This is a genomic window from Anaerobacillus arseniciselenatis (assembly GCF_001865995.1).
Classification (GTDB): Bacteria; Bacillota; Bacilli; order Bacillales; family Anaerobacillaceae; genus Anaerobacillus; species Anaerobacillus arseniciselenatis.
The window spans coordinates 43,001-69,849 of the sequence record NZ_MLQQ01000003.1 but is presented as its reverse complement, the minus strand read 5'-3'; the positions used below and the strand labels follow the sequence as shown (position 1 = coordinate 69,849).

General features: G+C 37.1%; 19 protein-coding genes, 1 rRNA gene and 2 riboswitches. Of the genes, 3 read left to right on the top strand and 17 right to left on the bottom strand.

Features of this window, described 5'->3' with window-relative positions; genetic code table 11:
• The 10 genes from BKP35_RS05665 to betB all read right to left on the bottom strand — a co-directional run.
• Positions 1–61 (bottom strand): 16S ribosomal RNA (locus BKP35_RS05665); the annotation flags it as partial.
• An 837-nt stretch (positions 62–898) separates the two neighbouring features.
• Positions 899–2,200, bottom strand: coding sequence for an NCS2 family permease (locus BKP35_RS05660; protein ID WP_071312444.1), 1,302 nt, complete (start codon positions 2,198–2,200; stop codon positions 899–901).
• Between the two features lie 198 nt (positions 2,201–2,398).
• Positions 2,399–2,500: riboswitch (purine riboswitch) on the bottom strand.
• A 224-nt stretch (positions 2,501–2,724) separates the two neighbouring features.
• A complete protein-coding gene (guaA, locus tag BKP35_RS05655; RefSeq protein ID WP_071312443.1) occupies positions 2,725–4,263 on the bottom strand; it encodes a glutamine-hydrolyzing GMP synthase in 1,539 nt (512 codons plus the stop codon).
• 564 nt (positions 4,264–4,827) lie between these two features.
• Positions 4,828–4,929: riboswitch (purine riboswitch) on the bottom strand.
• 58 nt (positions 4,930–4,987) lie between these two features.
• Positions 4,988–7,255 carry a transglutaminase TgpA family protein gene (locus BKP35_RS05650; RefSeq protein ID WP_084031485.1) on the bottom strand — a complete coding sequence of 756 codons (2,268 nt, stop codon included), beginning with the start codon at positions 7,253–7,255 and terminating at the stop codon, positions 4,988–4,990.
• A complete protein-coding gene (locus tag BKP35_RS05645; RefSeq protein ID WP_071312442.1) occupies positions 7,239–8,468 on the bottom strand; it encodes a DUF58 domain-containing protein in 1,230 nt (409 codons plus the stop codon). Before BKP35_RS05645 ends, BKP35_RS05650 begins: the two co-directional genes overlap by 17 nt.
• Entirely contained in the window at positions 8,468–9,439 is a 972-nt protein-coding gene (locus BKP35_RS05640; RefSeq protein ID WP_245741881.1) for an AAA family ATPase, read from the bottom strand. Before BKP35_RS05640 ends, BKP35_RS05645 begins: the two co-directional genes overlap by 1 nt.
• Positions 9,440–9,907: 468 nt before the next feature.
• Positions 9,908–10,063: a hypothetical protein gene (locus BKP35_RS19405; protein ID WP_169819147.1), complete on the bottom strand. Its 156-nt coding sequence runs from the start codon at positions 10,061–10,063 to the stop codon at positions 9,908–9,910.
• Between the two features lie 148 nt (positions 10,064–10,211).
• Positions 10,212–10,952, bottom strand: coding sequence for a Fic family protein (locus BKP35_RS05635; RefSeq protein WP_071312441.1), 741 nt, complete (start codon positions 10,950–10,952; stop codon positions 10,212–10,214).
• An 81-nt stretch (positions 10,953–11,033) separates the two neighbouring features.
• Entirely contained in the window at positions 11,034–11,726 is a 693-nt protein-coding gene (locus BKP35_RS05630) for an RQC-minor-1 family DNA-binding protein (RefSeq protein WP_071312440.1), read from the bottom strand.
• 224 nt (positions 11,727–11,950) lie between these two features.
• Entirely contained in the window at positions 11,951–13,423 is a 1,473-nt protein-coding gene (gene betB / locus BKP35_RS05625) for a betaine-aldehyde dehydrogenase (RefSeq protein WP_071312439.1), read from the bottom strand.
• Positions 13,424–13,714: 291 nt separating this feature from the next.
• On the opposite strand from betB, the gene cudC reads away from it, so the two are divergent.
• A complete protein-coding gene (gene cudC, locus BKP35_RS05620) occupies positions 13,715–14,266 on the top strand; it encodes a choline uptake/conversion transcriptional regulator CudC (RefSeq protein WP_071312438.1) in 552 nt (183 codons plus the stop codon).
• 319 nt (positions 14,267–14,585) lie between these two features.
• Complete coding sequence (locus BKP35_RS05615) at positions 14,586–15,497, top strand: glycine betaine ABC transporter substrate-binding protein (protein ID WP_071312437.1); 912 nt, start codon at positions 14,586–14,588, stop codon at positions 15,495–15,497.
• Positions 15,498–15,610: 113 nt separating this feature from the next.
• Here BKP35_RS05615 and betA read toward each other — a convergent pair whose 3' ends face one another.
• The 3 genes from betA to BKP35_RS05600 form a co-directional block, all read right to left on the bottom strand.
• Positions 15,611–17,296 carry a choline dehydrogenase gene (betA, locus tag BKP35_RS05610; RefSeq protein WP_071312436.1) on the bottom strand — a complete coding sequence of 562 codons (1,686 nt, stop codon included), beginning with the start codon at positions 17,294–17,296 and terminating at the stop codon, positions 15,611–15,613.
• A gap of 711 nt (positions 17,297–18,007) precedes the next feature.
• A complete protein-coding gene (locus tag BKP35_RS05605) occupies positions 18,008–18,337 on the bottom strand; it encodes a hypothetical protein (protein WP_071312435.1) in 330 nt (109 codons plus the stop codon).
• Between the two features lie 483 nt (positions 18,338–18,820).
• Positions 18,821–19,195: a helix-turn-helix domain-containing protein gene (locus tag BKP35_RS05600; protein WP_071312434.1), complete on the bottom strand. Its 375-nt coding sequence runs from the start codon at positions 19,193–19,195 to the stop codon at positions 18,821–18,823.
• A 204-nt stretch (positions 19,196–19,399) separates the two neighbouring features.
• Here BKP35_RS05600 and BKP35_RS05595 point away from each other — a divergent pair, with 204 nt between their 5' ends.
• Positions 19,400–20,023 carry a hypothetical protein gene (locus tag BKP35_RS05595; protein WP_071312433.1) on the top strand — a complete coding sequence of 208 codons (624 nt, stop codon included), beginning with the start codon at positions 19,400–19,402 and terminating at the stop codon, positions 20,021–20,023.
• Positions 20,024–20,109: 86 nt separating this feature from the next.
• Here the strand turns inward: BKP35_RS05595 and rnjA are convergent, their stop codons facing one another.
• The 4 genes from rnjA to BKP35_RS05575 all read right to left on the bottom strand — a co-directional run bounded on the left by rnjA (position 20,110) and on the right by BKP35_RS05575 (position 26,849).
• Positions 20,110–21,774, bottom strand: a complete 1,665-nt coding sequence (gene rnjA, locus BKP35_RS05590) for a ribonuclease J1 (RefSeq protein WP_071312432.1) — start codon at positions 21,772–21,774, stop codon at positions 20,110–20,112.
• An 882-nt stretch (positions 21,775–22,656) separates the two neighbouring features.
• Positions 22,657–23,073: an ROK family protein gene (locus BKP35_RS05585; protein ID WP_071312431.1), complete on the bottom strand. Its 417-nt coding sequence runs from the start codon at positions 23,071–23,073 to the stop codon at positions 22,657–22,659.
• Between the two features lie 81 nt (positions 23,074–23,154).
• A complete protein-coding gene (locus BKP35_RS05580) occupies positions 23,155–24,963 on the bottom strand; it encodes a glycoside hydrolase family 66 protein (protein ID WP_169819145.1) in 1,809 nt (602 codons plus the stop codon).
• A gap of 209 nt (positions 24,964–25,172) precedes the next feature.
• Complete coding sequence (locus BKP35_RS05575; protein WP_071312430.1) at positions 25,173–26,849, bottom strand: glycoside hydrolase family 13 protein; 1,677 nt, start codon at positions 26,847–26,849, stop codon at positions 25,173–25,175.

Genomic DNA, 26,849 nt, shown 5'->3' with positions numbered 1-26,849 from the left:
CTTGCATGTATTAGGCACGCCGCCAGCGTTCGTCCTGAGCCAGGATCAAACTCTCCATAAAAGTGTTTGATAAAGCTCAAAATAAAACATTGACGAGATTTTTATATCTCTTTTTAAAGTTTCAGACCTCACTATTAAGTGCTGCCTTCCACCTTTCTTAATTCGCTTGGCTGTGTGTTCAGTTTTCAAAGGACGATCAGGTAATTTATAAGCTTCAAAATTCTTCGTCACCTTCATTCATTAATCACCCTCATGTACGCTTAAGCACACTCTGACGATCACCTCATTTGGCTCCTCGATCTTCTAGCTTTTAAATCCCCTCTGCGCTGTTTTTAACAACAAGAATTTTATTATACCACTGCAAAACTCTCACGTCAACAACTTTTTTATTTCTCTTTATTTGACTACCCATCGCAAATCAGCGACTTAAATAATATAACATTTTATAACTATCAAGTCAACAGTATTAAACAAAAAGTTTATCAAATTGCTTTACGTCTCCTGTCGACAAAATTAACTATAACAATTCCCCTGACATAAATCAACAATTAATGACTAATAAATATGCTATTTATTCCACCTCTGAAATACAAAACGCTCATGACGGCCATTCCGTCAACAAAGCTACTGACCTCAATCACATCATGTCACACATCAACCGCCCAACTCTTTTTCATATAAGTCTCTGATTGAGTGAATTTCATAATTACCTTAATTGAGCCCTATGAAATTCATTAGAGTATATAAACAAAAAGACAGATCACATAAAGTGATCCGCCCTTTAAACTAATCTATATTCTTAACCAAACTATAAATATTACTTTTCTTCAAAATGAACTTTTTCAAAAATCCTCGGTTCAATCCACAGCAATCGGCTAGAATATCTTCTCTTCATATCTTATAAGAAGATAAAGTAAGCTAAGAAGACGAAGAACAATCCGTACATGATCGGATGTACTTCTTTACCTCGACCTTTCGCTAACATTGTCACCGGGTAAAGAATAAAGCCCATCGCAATACCATGTGCAATACTAAACGTTAAAGGCATTGTAAGTATAGTTATGAAAGCAGGAACCGCTATTTCGAATTTCTTCCAATCTATCTTCGACAATGCAGAAGCAATAAGAACACCTACAATAATAAGCGCTGGCGCTGTAACCGCTGGAGTTTCTGTAAAAATTACTAATAGCGGCGAGAAGAATAACGCTATTAAAAACAGAAATGCCGTAGATACCGATGTAAATCCAGTTCGACCACCTGCTGCAACTCCAGATGAAGACTCAACATAAGCTGTCGTAGTTGATGTCCCTAAAAGAGCACCAATTGATGTAGCAGAAGAGTCAGCTAACAACGCTTTATCTGCACGTGGCAACTTGTTATCTTTAACATAACCAGCTTGGTTAGCAACTGCATACAACGTTCCAGCAGTATCAAAGAAATCAACGAACAAGAATGTCAATACAACTACTAGTAAACTCACAGTAAAAACTTCTGAAAAGTCAATTGAAAATGCCGCCATAAAAGTTGGCTCTAAACTTGGAATAGCCCCAACAATACCATCAGGCCTTGGTGCAACTCCGGTGAGTACCCCAACAATTGCCGTGATAACCATTCCGTAAAAAATTCCACCTTTAAAACCTCTAACCATAAAAATAACTGTTACGAAAATACCAAACACTGCTAATAATGGTCCACCAGATGTAAGATGCCCTAACGTTACTAAGGTCGCCACATCAGGAACGATAATCTCCGCATTCTTCAAACCAATAAAAGCGATAAACAACCCAATCCCCGCTGCTGCTGCATATTTTAACTCGCTTGGAATTGCATTAATAATTGTCTCACGAATTTTAGTAATTGTAATTATGATAAAAATAATACCAGATAAGAACACACCGAATAATGCAACTTCCCAATCTATCCCCATACCTAAAACTACACCAAAAGTAAAAAATGCATTAAGTCCCATTCCAGGCGCTAAGGCAATTGGATACTTAGCAACTACCCCCATAATTAACGTTCCAATAGCTGCCGCTAATGCCGTTGCTGTAAATACCGCTCCACTGTCCATACCAGCTTGACTCAAAAGATATGGGTTAACGAATAAAATATAAGCCATTGATAAGAATGTCGTTAAACCAGCTACCGCTTCTTGACGATATGATGTTCCATGTTCTTTAAAACCAAAATAACGATCCATTACAAAAGTTCCTCCTTAAAAAGGTTAATTTAATTTTGCTACACTTCCCAAAAAGCATAACTGAATAACTGCCAACTATATTAAGCTAGCAAACTCTTTATTCCTCTAAGAATAAAGAAAAGCTCTAGGAGATTAAATCTACCTAGAGCTTTGACAACAAGAAAATTAACATCGTCACAAAAGAAATTCTCTCTTTTAATAACAACGTACTTCCTTCGTAGTCAAGCCATTTACGGTAGCTCGGTAGAAACGCTCAGGCCATATTCCTGAGTATATACGAAAATATGAAATTAATTTTTAACAGTTTGACGTATGCAGATCACATCCACACACTAAACTTTCAGCAACAAATTTATTTTATCAACAAATTCCGACATAGTCAACAGAAAAAGCGAACATTTAATTACTAAAATTAAATAAATGTTCGCTTTCTCTTCATTTACCCTCTACTTTGCGTATAGGTAATTATTAACTTTGTATTTCTAACTAGTTCGTTAACCACTTTTTAAACGTTAACTAATTTACTACTCCCACTCAATCGTCGCTGGTGGCTTAGAAGTAACATCATACACAACTCTGTTTACATTTTTCACTTCATTAACAATTCGAACAGAGATTTTCTCTAAAACATCGTAAGGAATTCTCGCCCAATCTGAAGTCATCCCATCGATCGACGTAACGGCTCGGATCCCTACCGTATAATCATACGTTCTTGCATCACCCATAACACCAACACTACGCATATCAGGAAGCGCAGTGAAATATTGCCAAATCTCACGATCAAGACCAGCTTTTTTAATTTCATCACGTAAAATTGCATCAGATTCACGAACAATTTCTAATTTTTCATCTGTAATTTCACCTAAAACACGAATTCCAAGGCCCGGTCCTGGGAACGGTTGACGCCACACGACTTCCTCAGGGATCCCTAACTCTGTACCTACTTTACGGACTTCATCTTTAAATAACGTGTTTAAAGGTTCAATTAACTTAAATTTCATATCTTCAGGTAAACCACCAACATTGTGGTGAGACTTAATCGTTTGTGCAGTTGCCGTACCACTTTCAACGATATCCGTATACAGTGTTCCTTGTGCTAAAAAGTCCATACCTTCAAGTTGAGAAGTTTCTTCTTCAAAAACGTAAATAAATTCGTTTCCGATTATTTTTCGTTTTTGCTCAGGGTCGGATACACCTTTTAACTTACTCAAGAAACGATCTTGCGCATCAATTTTAATGACATTCATATTAAAGCCTTCAGAGAAAGTTTTCATAACACTTTCCGCTTCACCTTTTCGAAGTAAACCGTGATCAATGAACATACATGTTAGTTGGTCACCGATCGCTTTATGAATTAAAACAGCAACAACCGAAGAATCTACCCCACCACTTAAGGCACATAAAACTTGACGGTCACCGACAGTTTCTTTAATCTTCTCCATCTCAATGTCGATGAAGTTTTCCATCGACCAATTACCATCACATTCACAAACTTTATAAACAAAGTTTTCTAAAAGTTGAATTCCATACTCTGAATGACGCACTTCCGGGTGGAATTGTACTCCGTATAATTGACGAGATACATCACTCATCGCCGCTACCGGGCAAGACGGGTTTGTCGCGTCAACAACAAAGCCTTCTGGGGGTGTAACAACAAGGTCACCGTGACTCATCCACACAGATTGTTCTGTCGGCAATTCATCATAAAGCTTCGATGGATTCTCAACAGTAATCACAGCTTTTCCATATTCACGATGATTAGCTGCCTCAACCTTCCCACCAAAATGATGACTCATTAGCTGCATCCCATAGCAAATTCCTAAAATAGGTATATCAAGGTCAAAAATCGCCTCATCACATTGAGGAGCTCCCTCGACATATGCGCTATTCGGTCCCCCAGAAAAAATAATTCCTTTCGGGTTTAATTCTTTTATTTCTGCAGCGGTTATCGTATGTGGATGTAATTCGCTAAACACACCTAGGTCACGGATGCGCCTTGCAATCAATTGATTATATTGTCCACCAAAATCCAATACGACGATTTTTTCATTAATATTTTCCATCGTTACTAATTCCACCCTTTTATCATATTTTTTCAAAAAGAAAACTGGCAAACGAAAGCATCTTTAATCAGCCTTCCTTCATTAAACAACAAAACCTTCATGACGTAACCGTCACCATCTAATATGGAAAAGTCGTATGATTTCCTTCATTTCGCTGTGACCTTCTTTCGAACCTCAGAGGCTCATTCACGAAATCATCCGCCTTTTTTTCATACTATACGTCTGCGACAACTTACCGTCACCACCTAACATGTAAAAGTCAGTCAGGCAGCCCGCAGCCTAACCAACTACCCGCCTTTTACATACAAAAAACTAGCATTCGCCTTTTAATGAGCTTTATTACGCCGCACACCCTTGGCATAAAGGTAACTCATCTATCGAAAACTATAATAAGATACCTCTTTTATTAAAGTATGACACAGAAGCAACAAGCTTATTACTTTCATTGACTGTAATCATACCTTAATAAAGGTATATCTTATAAGTTTCCAACTAAAAAGGCAGAATCCTAGTTATTAAAAAACACCATTTTGCACAAAAGGGCAAAAATTTTCGTTTTTTATTCTATAAAGCTCCTGCCTTCATAGTCAGGTCATTTACGGCGACCCGGTAGAGACTCTTAGGCCTTATTCCTAAGGATATACGAAGGTAACATCTTTTTGAACACATACTACAACGTTCGACATTTATTACGGAATTATTGTAACAGTCGATTCACAATCGGTCAAGAACTCATCTTCTTTACTAAAACTTCCCATGCATCCTTATTTTCCACCGATAAATAATGTTCTTTACCATTTCCATAATAGAGCTTTTCATAGTATAAAGTTAATTGCTGCATTTCTGTACAACCTAACTCCCGATCAATACGACTAGCATATTCACGTAGCGTTTCGCCATCTGCTCGTTTATAGCCGTTATAAGCTAACAGCCATAACAGTCGCTCGTAAACTTTCATATAATTATTTTTGTTGTTAGACTTCAACTTAAATACATATAAGAATAGAGATGTAACTAATTTTTTGCGGTTTTGATGAATTAAAAACCCGATAAGAGACGCTGCTATTATCACCCAGACGAATTTAAACGGGAAATTGAATGACCCCTGACTACTCTTTTGACCTCCAGCTGAACTAGCGCTATCCTCCAAACCTTCCATATCTTCCAAAGGTAGGAATGGGTTTTCAGGATCGTTTTCTCTTTCAAGGGGCGCTTCATCTTCACGCTCTACTTCATCATCAAGTGAAGTATCCTCAGTATCCACTTCCGCTTCCACAAAATCATACGTGTGACTAAAACCTTGAGTCGGTTCAAAAGGAACCCAACCGACTTCAGGGAAATACACTTCTACCCACGAGTGAGCATTGCTGTTTGAAACTTCATACTCTCGATATCCTTCCGCTATATATTCTATTAATTCACCCTGGGTAAAACCTTTCACCCAACGTGCTGGAATATCAAGGGACCGTAGCATAACAATCATCGCTGTTGAGTAATTATCACAATACCCGCGACGTGTTTCAAACAAAAATTGATCGACATAATCTTGGCCTTCTTCAGGCCTAGGGACATCTTCTGTCTCATAAAGAAAATCATTTTCGGAAAAATAACCTTCGATTGCTTTAACTTTATCGTAACGCGTATTAAATTCATCGGTAATTTCTTCCGCTAATTGTCCAACTCGATCAGGAACATTTGGTAATTGAAGATACATTTCTTTAATATGTTCTGGATCATTTTCAGAGCTAGCGAGTAAATCATCAATCACAAATTCAGGTTGATAGTACGTTAACGTATACTCTTGTAAAAATAGTGCACTTTCATCTTCAGCATTCGTCGTTCCTACTTTTCCCGTCAAATAATCAATTAAAAATTGAAAAGGACTGCCTTGACTATCTGAATAAAATTCGATCTGATTTTCGTTTACCTCAATTAGCTCACCCGGATAAAAGAAATGCCAAAACCGGGCGTCATTTCTCATTGTAATTGTTGCTTCTAACTTCTCTTTAGGAACATTTCGATCATATAATTGTACCGCTACACTTTCGTCATAAACATCACTATATCGAAATGTTTTATTTAATTCAGGTTCTAACGAAACCCAACCGTGACCAGTATATATTTCTTTTGATTCTCCACGCCAATAGTGTCTTTGTTTTGAGACCGCTGTAAAAACGACGGAGTCATCTTGGACAAATCCCCCACCTAAGCGCTCATCATTTTGACCATAACCAATCGTTTGTACGGCCGATTCACCTACTCCTTCTCCAGTCGCGACGCTTTGCACCATCGGTAGTGGATCTGGCCAATAAGGTTCGTATTTAGGCATGAAAAAAGCAGCTGCAACGACCGCAATAATGATCGTTGTTAAAATATTTGTCCAAGCTTTTCCTCTAAACTCATCAGATGACACTTTCTCTCGTTCCTCTAACCTCATTTTAAAAAGGATCGTCATTAAGAAAAAGCCCGCAACAACAAGTCTTATAATCGCACTACTAGCATCATAAATCGTAAATGTATCAATAATAGTGACATAAACAATCGTAATTACTAAAAACCAAAATATTTTTTTTAGGTGAAAAATCCAAAAGTGAACTAAATAACTCGTAATGGCAAGTACTAAAAAGAGCAAAAAACTTCGAAATTCATAAGTTAGTAAATCCATTTGGCTGCCAAGTAAGAAAGTTATATTTCTAGCAACATCTTCACCGAACAATATTAATGTCGAAAGACCTTCCTTAACAAAAGGTCCTTCGTAAAAAATCGAGTGAAGCCCATACATCATCACAATAAAAAATAAGGGAATTGTAATATAAAACGCTAAACGTAAATACATGACAACGAAGCAAAATAACGTAAACCAAACAAAAACATGTAAGTTTCCAGTATCAGTGATAACAGGCAGTGGTCTTAACCATTCCCACAAAATCATAAACGATAAAAAATAAATAAAAATCATCGGGAGTGAAAATATATTACGATTCTTCAGCAAAGGCTCCACCTCCTTGAAGATCGCTTTCGAAACTATTTTTCCCTAACACATAATAACGAATATTTAACTTGTCCAATAAAGCTAGTTTACTCTGCTCATACGAAGTAGGTTTTCCTGTATTTGTGACTAAGCAAAATGCTGTTTTAATTCCTCTTTTGTTTAGCCTTCTCAAATTTTCTGCCATAGCATCAGTTATTCTCGTTGAAATAATCACTAAAATTGTATCAGCAGTAATTTTATTAACTTCATTCACAAAAACAAAGTCAAAAGCATTCCCTAAATGAAAGTTTAATTTTGCTAGATGCTCTAGCATACTCCCTTGGTGAGTTTCACCGTAGTGAATCGGATATCTACTAACTCCATCACCTACCGTCAATAATCCAAGGTGAAATTGCTTTTTATAGCTATGCACTGTAAATGATGTAGCTAATTCAACTGCTTTTTCAAAAGTCATGGCGTCTTCTTTCGATTTTATGGAACAATCAACAGCGATAAGAAAGCGTTGACCAAGGTATTCTTCAAACTCCTTCGTCATTAATTTATTAATTCTCGCCGTCACTTTCCAGTCAATACTCGTTAAACGATCTCCTGGCACATACTCTCTGGAACCAGCAACTGATGTAATATCTTCAATAACTCGTTGAGACGTAATATAAGCTTCCGCTTCGTTTTCGTTGTACATATTTAAGCTTCTCATTTCCTGATATCTCGGAAAAACGACAACTTCAGTTTGAACCGTTACTTCTTTTTCTTTTATAAAAAGTCCAAATAAATCACTCGTACGAACTTTCACCTTAGAGAATTGATACTCCCCTCTACTAGGCTTTCTAATTGTATAAGAATGAACTAAATGCCTCTCAAAAGACGGATAAATAATACCTTTACTGTTAATTTGACTGTTTTTTAATCTCCAGTCGTCAGGAATGCTGTCTTCAACAATAAGATAGAGAAATGGGAAAGGAAACTTCCGTTCAATCGTTATCGTGACCCGTAAGTCATCGCCCGATACTAACCTTTCAGCATTTACTTTTCTAAAAACTCGTAAATGACCGATCGGCATAAACGCATAAATAAGTGTTGTTAACACAACTATTCCGGTCGAGTAGAACAGAAACCAACTAACAAAGCCCCCTTGAAACATTGCATATACAAAAGTCGTGGCTACAATTACCATTAGTAGCACTACCTTCATAAACGGATGAATTTTTTTCATTAGCGAACAGCTTCTTTTCTAACTGGTATTTTCACACGTTGAATAATTTCATTTACAACCGTTCGAGTTGATACATTAGCAAACTTTGAATCTGAGTTCAGAATAATTCTATGCCCTAATACGTAAGGCGATAAAAATTTAATATCATCAGGAATCACATACTCTCGCCCTTGAACAAAGGCATACGCTTGAGCCGTCTTCATAAGGGCAATCGAGCCCCTTGGACTTGCTCCTAAATAAACTGAATTGTGCTCTCTCGTTTCTTTAACGATCGATATAATATAAGATTTTACAGATTCATCTACATAAACCTCTGTAACCTCTCTTTGCATTTGTAGTAACTCTTCTAAAGAAAGAACCGCCTCTAAACTTTCAATTGGATGTTGCTTTTCTACTCGAGTTAACACTTCCATTTCATCTTCATGACTTGGATAACCAATTTTAAACTTAAAAAGAAAACGATCTAACTGAGCCTCCGGAAGAGGATATGTGCCACCATATTCAATTGGGTTTTGCGTTGCCATCACGAAAAACGGCTTTTCTAAATAGCGAGTTTGTCCATCGATCGTTACACTCGCTTCTTCAAGAGCTTCTAGGAGCGCAGCTTGAGTTTTCGGAGACGTCCGGTTAATTTCATCTGCTAACACTACATTGGCCATAATTGGCCCTGGACGAAACTTAAACTCTAGTGTTTTTTGGTCATAAATAGAAACACCAGTAACATCCGATGGTAGCAAATCAGGAGTAAACTGAATTCTTTTAAAATCTGCCCCTATCGATTTAGCGATAGCTCGTACCATTACAGTTTTCCCTACACCTGGGACATCTTCTAAAAGAACATGACCACCGCTAAGCATCGCGATTAAACTTAAAGTTACCTCTTTTTGCTTTCCTACGACAACTTTTTCAACATTATCTACGACTTTATTAATTAACGGGTGTTCTACCGGTATCGTTTGATTATATTGCAAAAGAATTCCTCCTCATGTTAGTTAGTAGTCGAAATTATCATACTTCTTTATATGATAACATTTAATATACATTTTTTGTTTATTTTCACATTAGAATTATATTACTATTTTTTTGTAGTAGAGTGAATTTTATCATTACCTTAATTGAGCCATATGAAACTTTATGTAGTTGCGAGCGGTTTAACGCAACTACATAAAGTTTCATATGGCGTTAAAATTGAATGATGAAATTCATTAAGTATTATATTAGACGACACTTTCGGTAGTAAGTTACATTTCTTTGTTAATTAACAACTAATCGACTTTTTCAAACACAACCGGCATGAAGGTAACTGTCAGCAGCTAAAATCTAAATTCATATTTTTCCAACTCCCAACTTTCAGCTTTCCAACAAAAAAAGACTGACCTATGTATATGTACCATAGTCCCAGTCCCAAAAGGTATTTGTTAAATTATAATTGATCAATATTATAGGTAAACATATATTGCTATGCCAGCTAACGCTCCTAGTCCCATTATTGCACCAAAGCCCGCAAGAACAGCAATCGCAGTCCAAGTTTTACGTTTTTCTTCTTTAGGGTTTATTTCTTCCGAATAATATTCTTCCTTTAATACTTCAGCCATAATGATCACTCCCTATTTTTTTATAAATGTCGGTATTAAACGTGGCTACTTCTACTCACTATTAGTTACCTTAATTTTATTACAAAGAAGGTCGATTATGTTTGAATATTTGTTGAATAAACTAAAGAGCCTATTACTGCACATTCTGCTAAGCGTTTTTATTTATTGCACTTAAATATATAGTTAACGAATCTTCTACTTCGTTTGTGACTAACTTAATAAAGTCATCATATTCTTTTTGTGTATGTGCTTTATCTAATGCTTCATAGTAAGCTATGCGATTTTCAACTTTTATTACAATTGGTGGAAAGCCCTCTTTCATGAGTTCTAAATTTAATAACAAACGTGATGTTCGGCCGTTGCCATCAATAAATGGGTGAATCCCAACAAAAATAGCATGTAACATAGCTCCACGAGCAACCGGATGCAATTTTTTCGTTTCTGCTTTTTCATACCATACCATCAACTGCTCCATCTCTTCTTTTATGAGGAAGGGGGCTGGCGGTATATGTTTAGCACCAGAAATAAAAACTTGCTGGTCTCGATATACACCTGCATATTCATCATCAATTCCTTTTAGTACAAGTCGATGTAAATTCTTAATTTGCCACTCCGACAAAGGTTCATCTTTTTGTACAATCTCCTCTACAAAGTGAATCGCATCACGATGATTCAGAACCTCTAAGTGTTCACGCATTGTTTTGCCACCAACAGTAATTCCTTCTAGAACCACCTTTGTTTCATTGATAGTTAACGTGTTACCTTCAATTGCATTTGTATTATATGTCCATTCAAGTAATAACTTTTCACGTAAGCTTTTGACTGTATATTTTGGTAACGGCCTATTAGAATCTAGACGCTCTTTCTTTTGATTAATATGTTCGAACATTCAATTCACCTCTCTCACCTCAAGATACATTAGTTAATAATTCGATCTTTTAACTGAATATACCTTCTTGAGCACATTTAATCATTTAACACGATACCTTTCACATCGCCTAGGGTGTACAAACCCTTTTTGTTGATAAAATTGCTGTTCACCTACTGTGAAAATGAACCGTTCACCACATTGATAACATTTTAATAGAAGATCTTGAGGAGCCTCCCCCTCCAACATTTCCTTCATCGATGCCTCTCTTCTTAATAATGAATGACGCTCAATCGGTTCATTCAATTCCAGTGCTTTGATTACTTCTTGAATTTTGGTTTTTACCTTTTTATAATCAATTTCCGCCCAGGCTTTTAAATACGGTATATACCTTTTGTCTTGTGTCTCGCTCACCTTCTCAAGAAACAAAAAGATCATTTCACGATTGCGATCCTTTAAATAAATCATGTCTGGATTACTAATTGCTTGTTCTAACCACTGCTCCCATTCACGCAAAAATTCATCGGTACGCTGATCAGCCTCAATCTGCCAACCTCGTTCCGTAAATACGATCATCGGTAATTCCCCACTGTATTCAATATCTAGAAAATCATAGTCAATCATCCAAGCGATTTTCTCCATAACCTCTTCAAGTTTTGCAGATTTAAAATAACCGTAGACTGGGCAATTATCTAGCCCTAGCTGTAATAGCTTTTTCTCACGTGAGCCCTTCAAAATTTTAGCTAGAAGCGTCCGCCCTCCTTGCGCTATAATTTCGTCGGCCGCTCTTAGAATTTTTCATATCCGCGCTTCATTATAACATTCTCTTAAATCTCTTAAATCCTAATAAACTTTCTTATTCCATAAAAATTTATAGGCACCATAAGGATACTTATCTCAATCAACACACTAACAATTTTGGTCAAAAAAGAGGCTTCTTATAAGTTTAACAAACTTATAAGAAGCCTCCGTTAATATCCTCAATGTTACTCAGCAATAGCTTTTGGCTAGATTGATAGTTAGAACCAGTTGATAGGTTGAGGTTTAAGGTTGTGGAATATATGCTTTGTTTCTGTATATTCTTCAATACCTAGTCTTCCTAGTTCGCGTCCGATACCAGACTGCTTAAATCCACCCCAGGGTGCATGGGGGAAGTAAAGGTTGAAGTCATTAATCCAAACGGTACCCATGCGCATCTTTGCTACACAACGTTCAGCTTTTGCAATATCGTTGGTCCAAACGCCACCAGCAAGTCCATAGATAGAGTCATTAGCAAGCTTTACCGCTTCCTCTTCTGTACGGAATTTCTCAACGGTGATAACAGGACCAAAAGCTTCATCTTGAACAATGCTCATCTCTGTTGTGCAGTCTGTAAAAATAGTAGGTAAGTAGAAAAATCCATTTTTTAGTTCTGGATCTTCTGGACGGCTACCACCAACTGCTAATGTAGCACCTTCTTTAATACCTGTTTCTACATATTTTTCTACTTTCGCAAGGTGCTCAGCTGAAATAAGTGGACCCATTTGTGTATCTTCTTCAAATCCACTTCCTAGCTTAAATTTTTTCACTCGCTCCACAAGTGCGTTAACGAAATCATCGTGAATACTTTCTTCTACAATCAGTCTTGTACCTGCTGAACAAATTTGTCCTGCGTGGAAGAATACCGCATTTAACGCTTGGTCTACAGCTATCTCAAAATCAGCATCAGCAAAGATAATGTTAGGGTTCTTCCCACCAAGTTCAAGTGCAAGCTTCTTTACATTAACGCTTGCTGCTTGCATAATTTTCTTTCCTGTGAAAATTCCACCTGTAAAGGATATAAGATCAACATCAATGTTACTTGATAACTCTGCACCCACTGTGTGACCAGCACCAAGTACTAGGTTAGCAACACCAGCAGGTACTCCTGCTTCTTCCATTATTTCAAATACTTTAATCGTAGTAAGTGGTGTAATTTCACTTGGCTTCATTATTAAAGTATTTCCAGTCGCAAGCGCTGGAGCTAATTTCCAAGACGCTTGAAGTAATGGATAATTCCATGGTGTAATTTGACCACAAACACCTACTGGTTCGTGAACTACTCTACTAATAGAGTTTGGCACTGGGGAATCGATCAGTTCTCCGCCATCTTTATCTGCAAGCTCAGCATAATAACGAAATACTCCAGCGATATCATCCATATCTCCACGGCTTTCCCCTACTGTTTTACCAGTATCTAACGACTCTAATCTAGCAAGTTCTTCTTTATCTCTTTCTATTAATTCAGCAATTTTCCTTACGATCGTCCCTCGCTCTGTTGCTGGGGTAGAAGGCCATTCTCCGTTATCAAATGCTGCTCTTGCTGCAGCGATTGCTGCTTTTGTATCGCTTTCATCACCTTCTGGAACAGTAGCAATCACTTCCTGGTTAAATGGATTAATAATTTCACGTGTCTTACCTGAGTTCGCCCCCACCCATTTACCATTTATGTATTGCTGTTGTTTTAGCTTCAAATCTATCAGCTCCAATTTTCTATAAATTAAGTTTATTAAAAATTTATTTAACGTTTTGAACAAATAATAACATGTCTTTTTAGGGCTGTCAAAAATATATTAAAAACATAAAAGTTTAGAAAATATTAAAATTAACTAGAAAGGTTGTGATTACTACGTTAGTAAACAATTGCAATTGGCTAAAATTACGTTTTCCATTTGACATTTAATTTGAACACGGTATCATAAAGTTTGTAAAGAAGATTTTAAAAAAATTTAACACGCTTTACTTTATATCGAAGGAGCGACTTTATGAGTGAATCTACTGAAAAATCCAGAATTAAAATAGAAGAAGCGAAAGACAAAGTCATTGGCGCTATCGCAGAGACCATGGATTTATATGGTGTAACACCAGCTGCAGCAAATTTATATGCAACGATGTACTTTAAAGAACAGATGACTCTTGATGAAATGCGTACGGAGCTTGAAATGAGTAAACCGAGTATGAGTACTAGTGTCCGTAAACTCCAAGAAATTGAAATGGTGAAAAAAACATTTACACGAGGGTCTAGGAAACATACCTATGTAGCTGAGAAAAATTTCTTCCGTTCATTTATGGTGTTTTATTGTCAAATGTGGGAACGAGAAGTAAAAATGAACATGGAAGCAATTAAAGAAGCACAAGAAGATTTAATAAATGTCATAAAAGATTCTACCAGCACACCTGAAATTGTTGCAGATGCTAAAAAATACTATGATCAATTAGAAGAATCTAAAACATACTATCACTGGTTGGAACACTTAGTTGCAAATATAAGAAGTGGTAAAATATTTGAGTTTATACCTAAAGATCATCAAGATTAATTCGAAAAGAAGTTATTAGGTGAGTAAGTTTCATCATTACCTAAACTTGAGCCCTATCTAATTATATGTCGTTGCGAGCATATTAACGCGCAACGACATATAGATACTCAACGACAATAATATTGAATGGTGCAATTCTTTAAGGTAGTATATAAAAATATACCTTTAAGTCCCTATAGGCCACCTACTATTTCAATGTTTCACTTATCTATTTTACATAAGAATAGATTAGTTCAGTTTTGTTATAACGTTAAATTTTTTTAAAACATATTTAACGTTTATAATATTTAAAATCAAAAACAAAGGAGCGTTTTTCTACATGAACAAATGGAAAAAAGAACTTAGTTTTATTTTTGCGTTGCTGATGGTTGCTGTATTGACAGCATGCGGAAGCACTGGTGAGGAAACACAAGGTGAACAAGCTGGTCCAGAAACAGAGGTCAGTTCAGAGGTAAATAGTGAGGAAATAACGATTGGTCAAATACTATGGGCTGAAAATATCGCCGTAACTAATATGTGGAAAGCTATTTTAGAAGAAAAAGGCTACAATGTGAAGTTAAACTTATTGGACATGGGTGTTACGATGTCAGCTTTAGAAACTGGCGATCTAGATGTTAGTTTAGAAATATGGTTACCGGTCCAAGATGCAAATTATCTAGAAAGATATCAAGATACTGTTTATTTCTCAGAAGCTACTTGGTTTGATAATGCAAAAGTAGGGCTTGTTGTTCCAACCTATTTAGAAGAAGTTAATAGTGTAGAAGATTTGAATGAACATAAAGAACTGTTTGATGGAGAAATTATTGGTTTCGATCCTGGCGCAGGTACGATGGAAGTTACTCAAGATTTAATTGAAGATTATAGTCTTGAATTTGAACTACTAGCAAGCTCTGAACCTGCAATGTTAGGTGCGCTTGCGAATGCAATAACAAATGAAGAACCAATCGTCGTACCACTTTGGAGTCCACACTGGGCATTCTCCAAACATGACTTGAAATTCTTAGAAGATCCGCAAAAAACATTCGGTGGTGTAGAAAAAATTCACCATGCTACAAGACACGGATTCCAAGAAGAATATCCTAAAGTGAGCGAGTGGTTTAATAACTGGAAGATGGATGATCAAGAAATTGGCGAGCTTATCGAATATGTAGAAAGTGCAGAAGACCCTTTTGATGGAGCTGTAAAATGGATTGAAGAGAATCGAGATTTGATTGATGAATGGGTAAAATAAAGTAGATTAATAGTTTAGAGAAATAATAGAGAGGTTGCCCCCAAAGTGTCTCACACTTTGGGGACAACCTTTTCTTTTTGTGTAAAGGGCCTTCTTATAATAACGTATATAACTTAAGCTTTTACTGTACCTGCGTCGGCTGGATGTACTCCATGACGGTAGAAGTCGGCCTCAATAGGCTCCAACGGTTTACGCCCAAGGATTAAGTCTGCCGCCTTTTCCGCCAGCATCAACACTGGTGCATGGATATTTCCGTTAGTTACGTAAGGCATAGCAGATGCATCGACCACTCGTACATTGTCGATCCCGTGGACCTTCATCGTTTGCGGGTCTACGACAGACATAGGATCTGAAGCTGGCCCCATTTTTGCCGTACACGACGGATGAAGTGCAGTCTCGGCATCTTTCGCCACCCAATCCAAAATCTCCTCATCCGTTTGAACAGAAGGACCAGGTGAAATTTCTCCTGAATTGTAAGGTGCCATCGCTGACTGGGACATAATTTCTCTTGAAATTTTTACCGCTTCAACCCACTCACGTCGGTCCTGTTCGGTCGAGAGATAGTTGTAGACCATGCTCGGATATTCTTTAGGGTTTTTCGAACGAATCTTTAATGTCCCTCGAGCATCCGAGTACATAGGTCCGACGTGTACCTGGAAGCCGTGAGCAGTGTCCGCTTTCTGTCCGTCATACCGAACCGCTACTGGTAGGAAATGGAACATTAAATTAGGATAGTCGACGTCCTCGTTCGAACGAACAAATCCTCCACCTTCGAAATGGTTGGTTGCTGCTGGACCTTTGCGACCGAGCAACCACTGTAAACCAATCCACGGCATACGAAGTTTATTTAAGTTAGGCTGTTCTGAAACCGGTTTTGGACAAGAGTATTGAATATAAGTTTCAAGATGATCCTGAAGGTTTTCACCTACACCAGGAAGATCAACTACCGGTTCGATGCCAAGTGAGCGCAAGTGCTCCGCATCACCCACACCTGACAGTTGAAGTAGCTGCGGTGTATTGATTGCACCACCAGCGAGTATAACTTCACCTGCATTAACTTGGTGAGTTTTCCCGTTTCGTTGATATGTCACACCTTTAGCTCGGTTACCATTGAAATCGATACTTGTAACGAAAGCACGTGTTTTCACAGTGAGGTTCTCACGTTTCATAGCCGGATGCAGATATGCACGTGAGGCTGACAAACGTCTTCCTTTGTACACATGCTTATCAAACGGGCCGAATCCCTCTTGGCGAAAACCGTTTACATCAGGGGTTCGTGAGTATCCAGCTTCGACTGCTGCGTTAAAGAAGGCCTGGAATAAAGGATTTTTTGCTGGTCCGCGTTCTAATTTAAGAGGACCATCGTGGCCACGAAGTTCATCCTCTGGATCTGAGCCTAAAGCATTTTCCAGGCGTTTGAAATACGGGAGACAGTGCGCAAAGTCCCACGTTTCCATACCTGGGTCTGCTCCCCAACGTTCATAATCCAATGGATTGCCGCGTTGATAAATCATGCCGTTGATTGAGCTCGAACCGCCGAGCACCTTGCCCCGGGCATGTTTGACACGTCGCCCATTCATATAAGGTTCAGGGTCAGATTCGTATCTCCAGTCGTAGAACGGTTTCCCGGCAGGAAACGGCAAAGCTGCCGGCATTTGAATCAATAAATCCCATGAAAAATCACTACGCCCTGCTTCTAGAACAAGGACACTACGTGTTCCATCTTCACTTAGACGGTTGCCGAGTACAGAACCGGCACTACCGCCACCAATTACAACAAAGTCATATGTTTTCTTCATCTTACAGACCTCCTTGGATGTTGAGAATTCAATGAAGTGATTAAAACTATATTCAATGAATTTCATAATTCGTCATTTTCGCCACTACAATCAATAGTTTGATAGTTTTTTTACAACTTGCTAAAACCGACTCAGGGTTGGGGTTACGATAACTATGTTTTGTTTCTATGTACTCTTCCAATCTAGATTTTTCTAACTCTTGTCAAAACGAGAACATTATTATATCTACCCCAAAAGACCTCTGCAGAATACAGTTGATGTCTCTTCATTTTTCCGAGACACACCTCAATCCATTTCCCTGTTGAGTTTATATTTTACCTTTTATTAATTTTGTTAAATTTTTATTTAACGTTTTTAATATTTTAAATAATAACATAGGATATTTTTTTTGTAAACCGGCGCCTATATTCTTTTACATACTTTTTGCACGATACAAAACAGATCATCGAAGAAACAAGTAAAGCGCAAGCCGCTTCGGTAAGCTTCGACAAGCGTTGGAGGGCCAGCAACGTATTGTCTTCTCTTCGATCCTCCCTCGCGAATAGGCTAATCTTGATGGACCGAAACGCTTGAGAAGCTAAGTTCTAAAGCTAGACAACTTTCGTGTTAAAATGTTATGCACAAATGATTTGCCTTTTATAGTTACCTAGACAATAAAAAAAGAAGCTTCCCAAAAGTTTTATCAACCTTTGAGAAGCCTCAAAAAAACAACTAGCCAAAATAAACTCGTACACTCCCTTCTTCTTTTGCTGTTGCTAAGCAATTTTGTAGAAATTCTACGATTTGTTTTTTATCCCAAGTTAAGAAATCATTTTCTGACATAGAATCCTCATTATTATATAATTGATTGAAAGTATTCAATGCCTTTTCCATTTGTTGTATTGAGAAAGTTGAACTGCCGCCTGATCCGCTAACACCTGCGTAGTATTCGTCAGCATCAAGTACACTGTATAAAATGGTAGCATTATAATTCCCCATACTAAAACGTGCATAAGCAATTTCTTTTCCTACTTTATTAACTCCTGAAATATCGTGTCCCATTAAAATTCCTCCTTCAAATTTTTACATTTGTAGATCAAGAAATAATTTAATCAGCCTAGAGTTAATGAAATTCACTCGAGTAGTAAAAAAATAACTTCCTTGTATTACCACTCCTTTCAAGTTTTGTTTTTATATAAAAATTTTTATCAAAAGCGTTTGGAAGAGAAAAAGGTATTAAGGTGGGTTCCATCGAAGTTGCGAAGTTATTTATAAAGTAAGGGTGTATTTATCTATTTCTGAAGTTTTTAAGTGGATTTATAAATGTGAGTAAGATCCGGGGGACTAACTGTGGTTGTCTATAATTATAATTTCATATACTTCTTATTTAGTCAATAGCTAATAATTCGACAAAATTCGAGCACTTTAGCTATAAACTAAACGATGTCCCCTCGTCCTTAAATGCATTCAAAACTAGAACATCACTGTAACTTTTTTAAATTTAATAACAAAAGAATTTATAGTAAAAATAATTTTTAGAATATATTAACGCATATTTTTCATTATTCTTTTAGCTTTTATAAAATCAAGTGTTTCTTTTAGTAACTCCTCGTCTACGATTTCATCCTCAATAATGAGTTTGTACTTTCCTTGTAGTAGTCCTATATCAGAAATTAGATAATAAGCATCGGAATTTTTATCATCGCCATGGCTAGGAATATTCGAATACCCTACTAAATAATCAATTGATACATTAAACATGGTAGCAATTCTTTTCAGTGTCTCAGTTTCTGGCGAACGATTGCCGTTTTCATAACCCGAGACTGCGACCTTTGAAACCCGAATTATATCTCCTACTTCTTGTTGGGTTAATTTGTTTTGTTTTCTTAAACGTTTAAACCTTGATTTAAAGTCAGGCATGAATAGCTTTCCTCCTTATTAAAATTGTGTACATTTAGTTTATTATACCATTTTAGTAAAAACTATTTAACTATGAGTTATTTAGGTAGATAAGTTAACATTTAGATAAAAAACTATTGACTGTAAACATGGGGTTAACTATACTTATAGACGTTGTTGTAAAAAAAAAACAATATTTACAAAATTTTTAAGGGGTGTTAAAATTTGAAAAAATTTAAGGGGATTTCATCAATTTTAGGGGCTACTTTTTTAGCAATGACGTTAGTAGCTTGTTCGGACTCTACTTCTAGTGAGCCGGAAGCAGAAGCAGGATCTGCTGAAGCAACGCATGTAATTACAGAGCAGGAAGTTTTGGATTTTCAAACAAGCTGGGGTGAAGGAATTGTAAATATCGGAAATGTATACAGCGAGGGTGGCGACTATGAAGCTGCCGCTACTGAACATATCGAACATTTCTATGGTTATGATATGAGCGATGTTCTTTTCAAACCAACTTTAGCTTTAGAAGAGCGTCATCGCGGTACCTTTGAGAGTGCAATGTCTTATTTCATAGGTGGAGATATTTCTGAGGATAGTGGTTTTGCTATTGCACCTTGGACAGATGTACAATGGGAAAATGAAGGGGTTTTAATTGAAGGAAATAAAGCTGTAACTATGGGCGTGTATTATTTTACACCAGCTGATGGCGGAGAACCTGTCGAAGTCATTGAAATAGAAATATGCTTAGTTTATAATGTAGTACTTAAAAGAGGATGGGACAAAACAAAGTGTCAGACACCGCTAGACACCGAATATAGACATATGATAAATCTTTACGTCTATATTTAGTAGGATCCGCGTGGTGTCAGACACTTTTGTCCCACCCTCTTATTTTAGTGTCGGTACTTTGTTTTGCGACAACCTCTTTATATAATTTAAATTTCCATAATAATAGGGAGAATCATTGGCTTACGCTTTGTTTTTTCATATAAAAATGGTCCGAGGAGACCTGATATTTCACTTTTAATTTCAGACCACTGTGTTGTTTTATTTTCCATTAATCCATTCAGATGATTAGAAACCATTCCTTGAGCTTCTTTAATTAAATCTCCGGATTCTCGCATGTAGATGAAGCCTCGAGAGATGATATCGGGTCCAGTCATCACCTTAAACTCTTTCATGTTTATAGTGACAGCAACTACAACAAGTCCATCTTCCGAAAGAATCCTGCGGTCTCTTATAACAATGTTCCCGATATCTCCAATACCACTTCCATCTATATATACTGCGCCAGATGGAATTTTCCCTGCAAGACCTCCTTCACTTTTATCCATTGCTAAAATTTGACCGTTTTCCATAATAAAACAGTTTTGCTCTAAAACTCCACACTCGTTCGCTAATTTAACATGTTGTTTTAACATACGATATTCCCCATGGATTGGCAGGAAATACTTCGGTTTTATTAAGCGAAGCATAAGCTTTTGTTCTTCTTGTCCACCATGCCCTGATGTATGAATATCATTTAATGGCCCGTGGATAACCTCCGCTCCCACGCGATGCAATTGATCAATTATTTTGTTTACGCTTAACGCATTACCCGGAATTGGTGAGGCAGAAAATACTACTGTGTCCCCAGGAATAATTTGAATTTGGCGATGTCTCCCATGGGCAATACGTGAAAGAGCTGCCATAGGTTCTCCTTGACTTCCGGTACATAGAATGACTAATTGATCACTAGGGATTTTATTCATCTCTGAGGAATCAACGAATGTATTCTTCGGTGCATTTATATATCCTAACTCCATAGCTAAATTTACAGCTGTTTCCATACTTCGACCGAAAACCGCAACTTTTCTGCCGTATTTAACCGCCGCTTCTACAGCTTGCTGCAGTCGGTAAATATTGGATGCAAACGTGGCGAAAATAATTCTTCCTTCAACAGACTGAAAAATCTGGTTTATGCTATCTCCAACTTTTCGTTCAGACATTGTAAATCCTGGTATTTCACTGTTTGTACTATCCGATAGTAAGCAAAGAACTCCTTCTTCTCCAATTTTAGCCATTTTAGACAAATTTGCTGGAGCTCCAACAGGTGTAAAGTCAAATTTAAAATCACCAGTGTGGACAATATTACCAGCTGGTGTATTTACAACGATACCGTAAGAATCAGGAATACTATGTGTCGTACTAAAAAATGAAATAGATGTCTTTTGAAATTTCACGATCCCATCTTCGTTAATTTCTCTTAACTCCGCTTTGCGTAATAAGCCATGTTCCTCTAACTGATTACGGATTAATCCTAATGCTAACTTTCCCCCGTAAATAGGGATGTTAATTTGGCGTAATAGATATGGAATACCGCCAATATGATCCAAGTGACCATGAGTGATGAATAGCCCTTTAATTTTATCTACATTCCTCACTAAATACGTATAATCAGGAATAACTAAGTCAATTCCTAATAATTCATTTTCCGGAAATTTTAATCCGGCATCAATAATAATAATCTCGTCTTGAAATTGTACAGCGTACATATTTTTCCCGATTTCACCCATTCCTCCTAGGGCAAATACGGCTACTTGATGATTTTTCACATTCATATAAGTCCGTCTCCAATTCTACATTATTTTTTTATTATGTGGCGTTCCACTGTTGTCTTGTCTTGATGTTAAAAAAGTTTATTTTTCATCCTTTTTTGATTTAAATTCCTTATATAAAAAGAGTTTAAGATACTTATGTATGTAATACGTTGCTTAAAAAATAAATTAATTCTTAATATGTTTTCGGTAGCCCTTATGTTCATTATCGACATGCTTCTATAATCCAAACCACCTTAGCGGCTATTTCTTGCTCACTATTTACCTTTTACAAAGCTTTTATAATTCTTGTTCTTATTCAAGTATACAATAATTTATATAAAATTGTGGGGCTAGGATTAATTTTAGAAATTTATGTGGATTGTCTATCTTATTTCAATAATATTGCATTGATCGCCACCTGTTACTCCCACATCTGTGGGAGATGGACTTTCACGTTCGGGAAGTTCTGTAACCAAACAAAGAAAAAAGAGGCTTCGCAAAAGTTTTCTCAACTCATGCAAAACCTCTAAATTTTTTATCGTCTCATGTGACTCATTGAGTCATCAAGCTTCTAAACCATTGATCCCAAAGGATTCAAGGAGCATGAATTACATCATGCCGCTCCTAAGGTGAGAGTGTGTAATATCATTAACGTGATGTGCGTAGAGTGCGGTATATCAAGGTTTTGCTAATTTCTGTCTGTAACATATTTAACGAGGTTCTACTATTTTTTACTGGATTGCGTTAGCAAAATGTTAGCATTTTAGCTCATTTTAATACGATTACTCTTTTATTAGTTGAACAAGTAAAAGTAATGCTTTTATTAAGTATCGTAATAAATAATCTTCTAAAGGTTTACTTCTTTCTGACTTCTGACTTCTAACTAATGAAATTAAACAATACTTAATTAATAAAATTTTCCTTCGCTAACCATGCCCCACCAATTACACCTGCATCATTACCTAGTGTTGCTATGGTCATTTCTACACCATCCAAAACTGCTGGAAATGCAAAACGAGAAAACTGCTCTTTCAAAGGTATTAGTAATACATCTCCAGCCTTTGAAACTCCACCACCAATAATAATTTTCTCTGGATTTAAACTATTAGCTAAGTTAGCTAAAGCTACTCCTAAATTTAATGCTACTGTATTTACTACATTGGTTGCAATTTCGTCTTTTTCATTTGCTATATCAAAAACATGTTTTGCTGTTAACGATTGATGCTTATTGTAGTATTCTCTTAAATAGCTAAAAGTATTTGTAGAAGTCATCTCTTCTAGTACCAACCGACCAACACCAACTAACCATTTTTCATCCATATTTATTCACCTTTTTCAGAATATCCTTTTGCCATTTCTTTCCTTCTTATTAACTAATTAGTATGAAAATAACTACTTATCTTATTCAATAACTACCATATTCCAATACTCTAATGATGGCATCGTGAATACTATTTCATTTCCCACTTGCTCAAATTCAATCTCAAAAGCAGAACCTTTGTATAAATCCGGTGATGCTAACCAAACCTTTTGAGCTTTCTGATTGGTAGTCACCTTTACCATAATATCCTCTTTCAATTGAGGTGCAGGTTGTTCTCCCATGCCATCCTTCCATTCCATGGAAGTCACATCTGTAAAGTTAATAAAGTGCAATATATCTTTATTATCTTTTTGCTTCGTAAAATTCCAAACAGAACCAATTTCTCCGTATGAAGAGATGGTAACATCATCTGACTTTACTCCTTTCTCAACTTCTGCCACGTTGTCGCGTAGCAGGTTTTGATAGGCAACGGAAAAATCATAATAGTGTATAAGCTTCGCCTCTAATTCATCTGGAATTGATAAGTTTTTATTAGGGAAATATTCTCTACCTAACATATTCTCCCCTAGCTCTATATGCGCACCGCCGGAAGCAAAAATAACTGCATCCGTAAATAATACACCAGATGTATTAAATTCACCTTTCGTTTCCCCAGCAAGATCGTAGTTCATATAAGCAGCAAGGACCGTATTTAAACGTCCATTACTATACTGAGAATTAATATCTATGATATTTTTTAAGTCCTGATAGTTCCTTTGATCCCAAGCTTCCACATACAAAAAGTCAACATTTGATTGGGCAATTTCCTGTGCCCCATACATGGACACGGCATTTAAAGCTAAATATACATCAAGGGAAGTTTTTGCCTCATCCATAAACACTTTATAGGATTTGGCAAGATCCACTTCTTCTCCTTCCCAGTTCCAGACGGTTCCACGATAACCCAACTGATCCACATGCCAGCCATCAAATGCCAGAGTATCAAATACTTCCTGTTGCTTTCCTAAAATATAATTTTGCCATTCTACATTAAACGGATCAAATAAAAATATATCGGAATTCCAAGAATCCGGTAGTGGATGATAATCCTGTGCTACTTGATTTGGGTCTTTAAATAACCCCCATTCTCTGTTGACGCCATCTGCCTCGTAATTCTCATTACCACCAAATAACAAGTTATAATTCATTGCTTTCATATTTCTCTCATGGGCTAGTTCTATATAGGTTTCCACCGTTTGTCTTGAAATGGTTCGATTTGCGATATCCTGCCAATGGGATGCAAGTTCTCCATTTTCAAGCCTTAATGGATCATGATGCCTATCTTGCCAGTCGTAAAATTGAATCCCATTAATATGGAATCGATTTAACCTTTCCATTACCTCTATCTGCTCTTGCTTATCCATTTCGTCAAAATCCGCTAAATAGCCGTATCTTGGGAACTTTGTCCATTCAGAAGATACATCTACGGCAATATTCATATGATCGATAATGATTTCAGAATCTACTAAATAAATTTCCGTCATGTAACCAGTAAAGTCGTCATTAGGTGGCGTCCATTCCCAAGTAACCCCCCCGTCACCATTTAAATCTACCACCTGCTCATGAACGAGTTCAGTTAAGTGTTTATATTGAACAATAATATACCCATTTTCCACTTCTTCATTGTATGAAAGTTTAAAGGTTACTGGCTCGTGGGGAGAATAAGCTACTTGATCCGTGGACACACCTTGGAACCAATTTCCCACTTCAATAGTTTCAACATCAATCACCACTGATTCATCCTCTCTTTTATCTGCTGACTGGGCATTGAAGCAGCCGCTAAGAAGTAACACACTAGTAAAAAATAATAAACATCGTTTCACTGTCGTTGTTGTCGATAGTATACTCATATGAATCCTCCAATTTATCTTTCTAACCTCCATTTTATAGATATATTCACCAATAAAAAGTAAGATCTTGTAAGCGGTTAACAACAGACACACTTTGGAGATAATAAAACACTAAATTACAAAAACACATCAATACATCTAAAAAAAAACCGGGGCATCCGCCCGGTTTTTACATTAAAAAATATCAAGTTTCCGATTCCGACTATCCTTTAATTCAAAAGATATACCCGTGCCTCATATGGCTTCAATACAAAGTTCGAAATCTCTTCATGAGCGTCCACTTCATAGTTATGAATCAATAACTCTCTCGAGCCATATTTTAAGTCATTAGGCAACGTAAAGGTAGCGTTCTCCCCAGCGAAGTTACAAATAACAAGCAACTTTTCATCAGCTAACGAACGAGTGTAAGCATAAATTTGTTCATTGTCTTCCAATATAAGTTCATATTTTCCGTAAACGATGATGTCATGCTCTTTTCGTAATTGAATTAGCTTTTGATAATAGTAAAAAATCGAATCCTTGTCTTCCAATGCTTTTTTCGCATTGATTTCCTTGTAGTTTGGATTTACTTTTAACCAAGGAGTGCCCGTCGTAAATCCGGCATTCTCACTATCATCCCACTGTACTGGCGTTCGGGCATTATCCCGCCCCTTCACATAAATCGCTTCCATCACCCTCTGATGATCTTCATTTCCTTCGATCACCTTTTCTCCGTACATGTTATGAATCTCAATGTCATTGTACTCCTCTATGGAATCAAAGCGAACATTGGTCATGCCGATTTCTTCGCCCTGATAAATATAAGGCGTTCCCTTCAGCATATGAAGAAAAGTAGCAAGCATTTTGGCTGATTCCACTCGGTAAGAACCATCATCTCCAAAACGGGAAACCATTCTCGGTTGGTCATGGTTATTTAAATAAAGACTGTTCCAGCCCTTCCCTTCCAAATCATATTGCCATTTAGACATGACCTCCTTTAAATCTGCAAGCTTCCAAGGTTTCACATCCCACTTACCGCCAGGGCCAGAATCGATATCCATATGCTCAAACGTAAAGATCATGTTTAACTCCGTACCTTCATTATTTGCATACTGGGCAGCATCTTCCGTAGAGGCACCTGGACATTCGCCAACTGTTATCATGTCGTATTTAGACAAAACTTCACTATTCATTTCTTGAAGGTACTCATGAACCCGTGGTCCATTCATAAAGTAGTCTCCACCCCAGTCATATCGCTTTCCACCTGGGGAACTAGGCAGTCCATCTGCTTTGGAAATAAGGTTAATTACGTCCATACGGAAGCCATCAATTCCTTTATCTAACCACCATGTCATCATGTCATACACTTCTTGTCTCAACTTCGGATTTTCCCAGTTTAAGTCCGGTTGTTTTTTACTAAAGAGATGAAGGAAGTATTCATCCGTATGTTCATCGTACTGCCAAGCAGAGCCACTGAAGAAGGACGTCCAATTATTTGGTTCTTGACCATCTTTTCCTGGTCGCCAAATATAGTAGTCACGGTATGGATTGTCTTTTGATTTGCGGGATTCCACAAACCAATGGTGCTCATCGGAGGAGTGGTTTACTACCAGGTCCATCATCATCTTCATCCCTCGTGAATGCAATCCTGCCAATAGCTCATCCCAATCTTCCATCGTTCCGAACTCATCCATAATCGCCTGGTAATCACTAATGTCATAACCATTATCATCATTTGGCGATTTATAAACTGGTGACAACCACAAGACATCGATCCCTAATTCCTTTAAATAATCCAGTTTCGAAGTAATCCCTTTTAAGTCGCCAATCCCGTCTCCATTGCTATCTTTGAAGCTCCTTGGATAGATTTGATATACAACGCTTTCTTTCCACCACTTTTTTTCCAC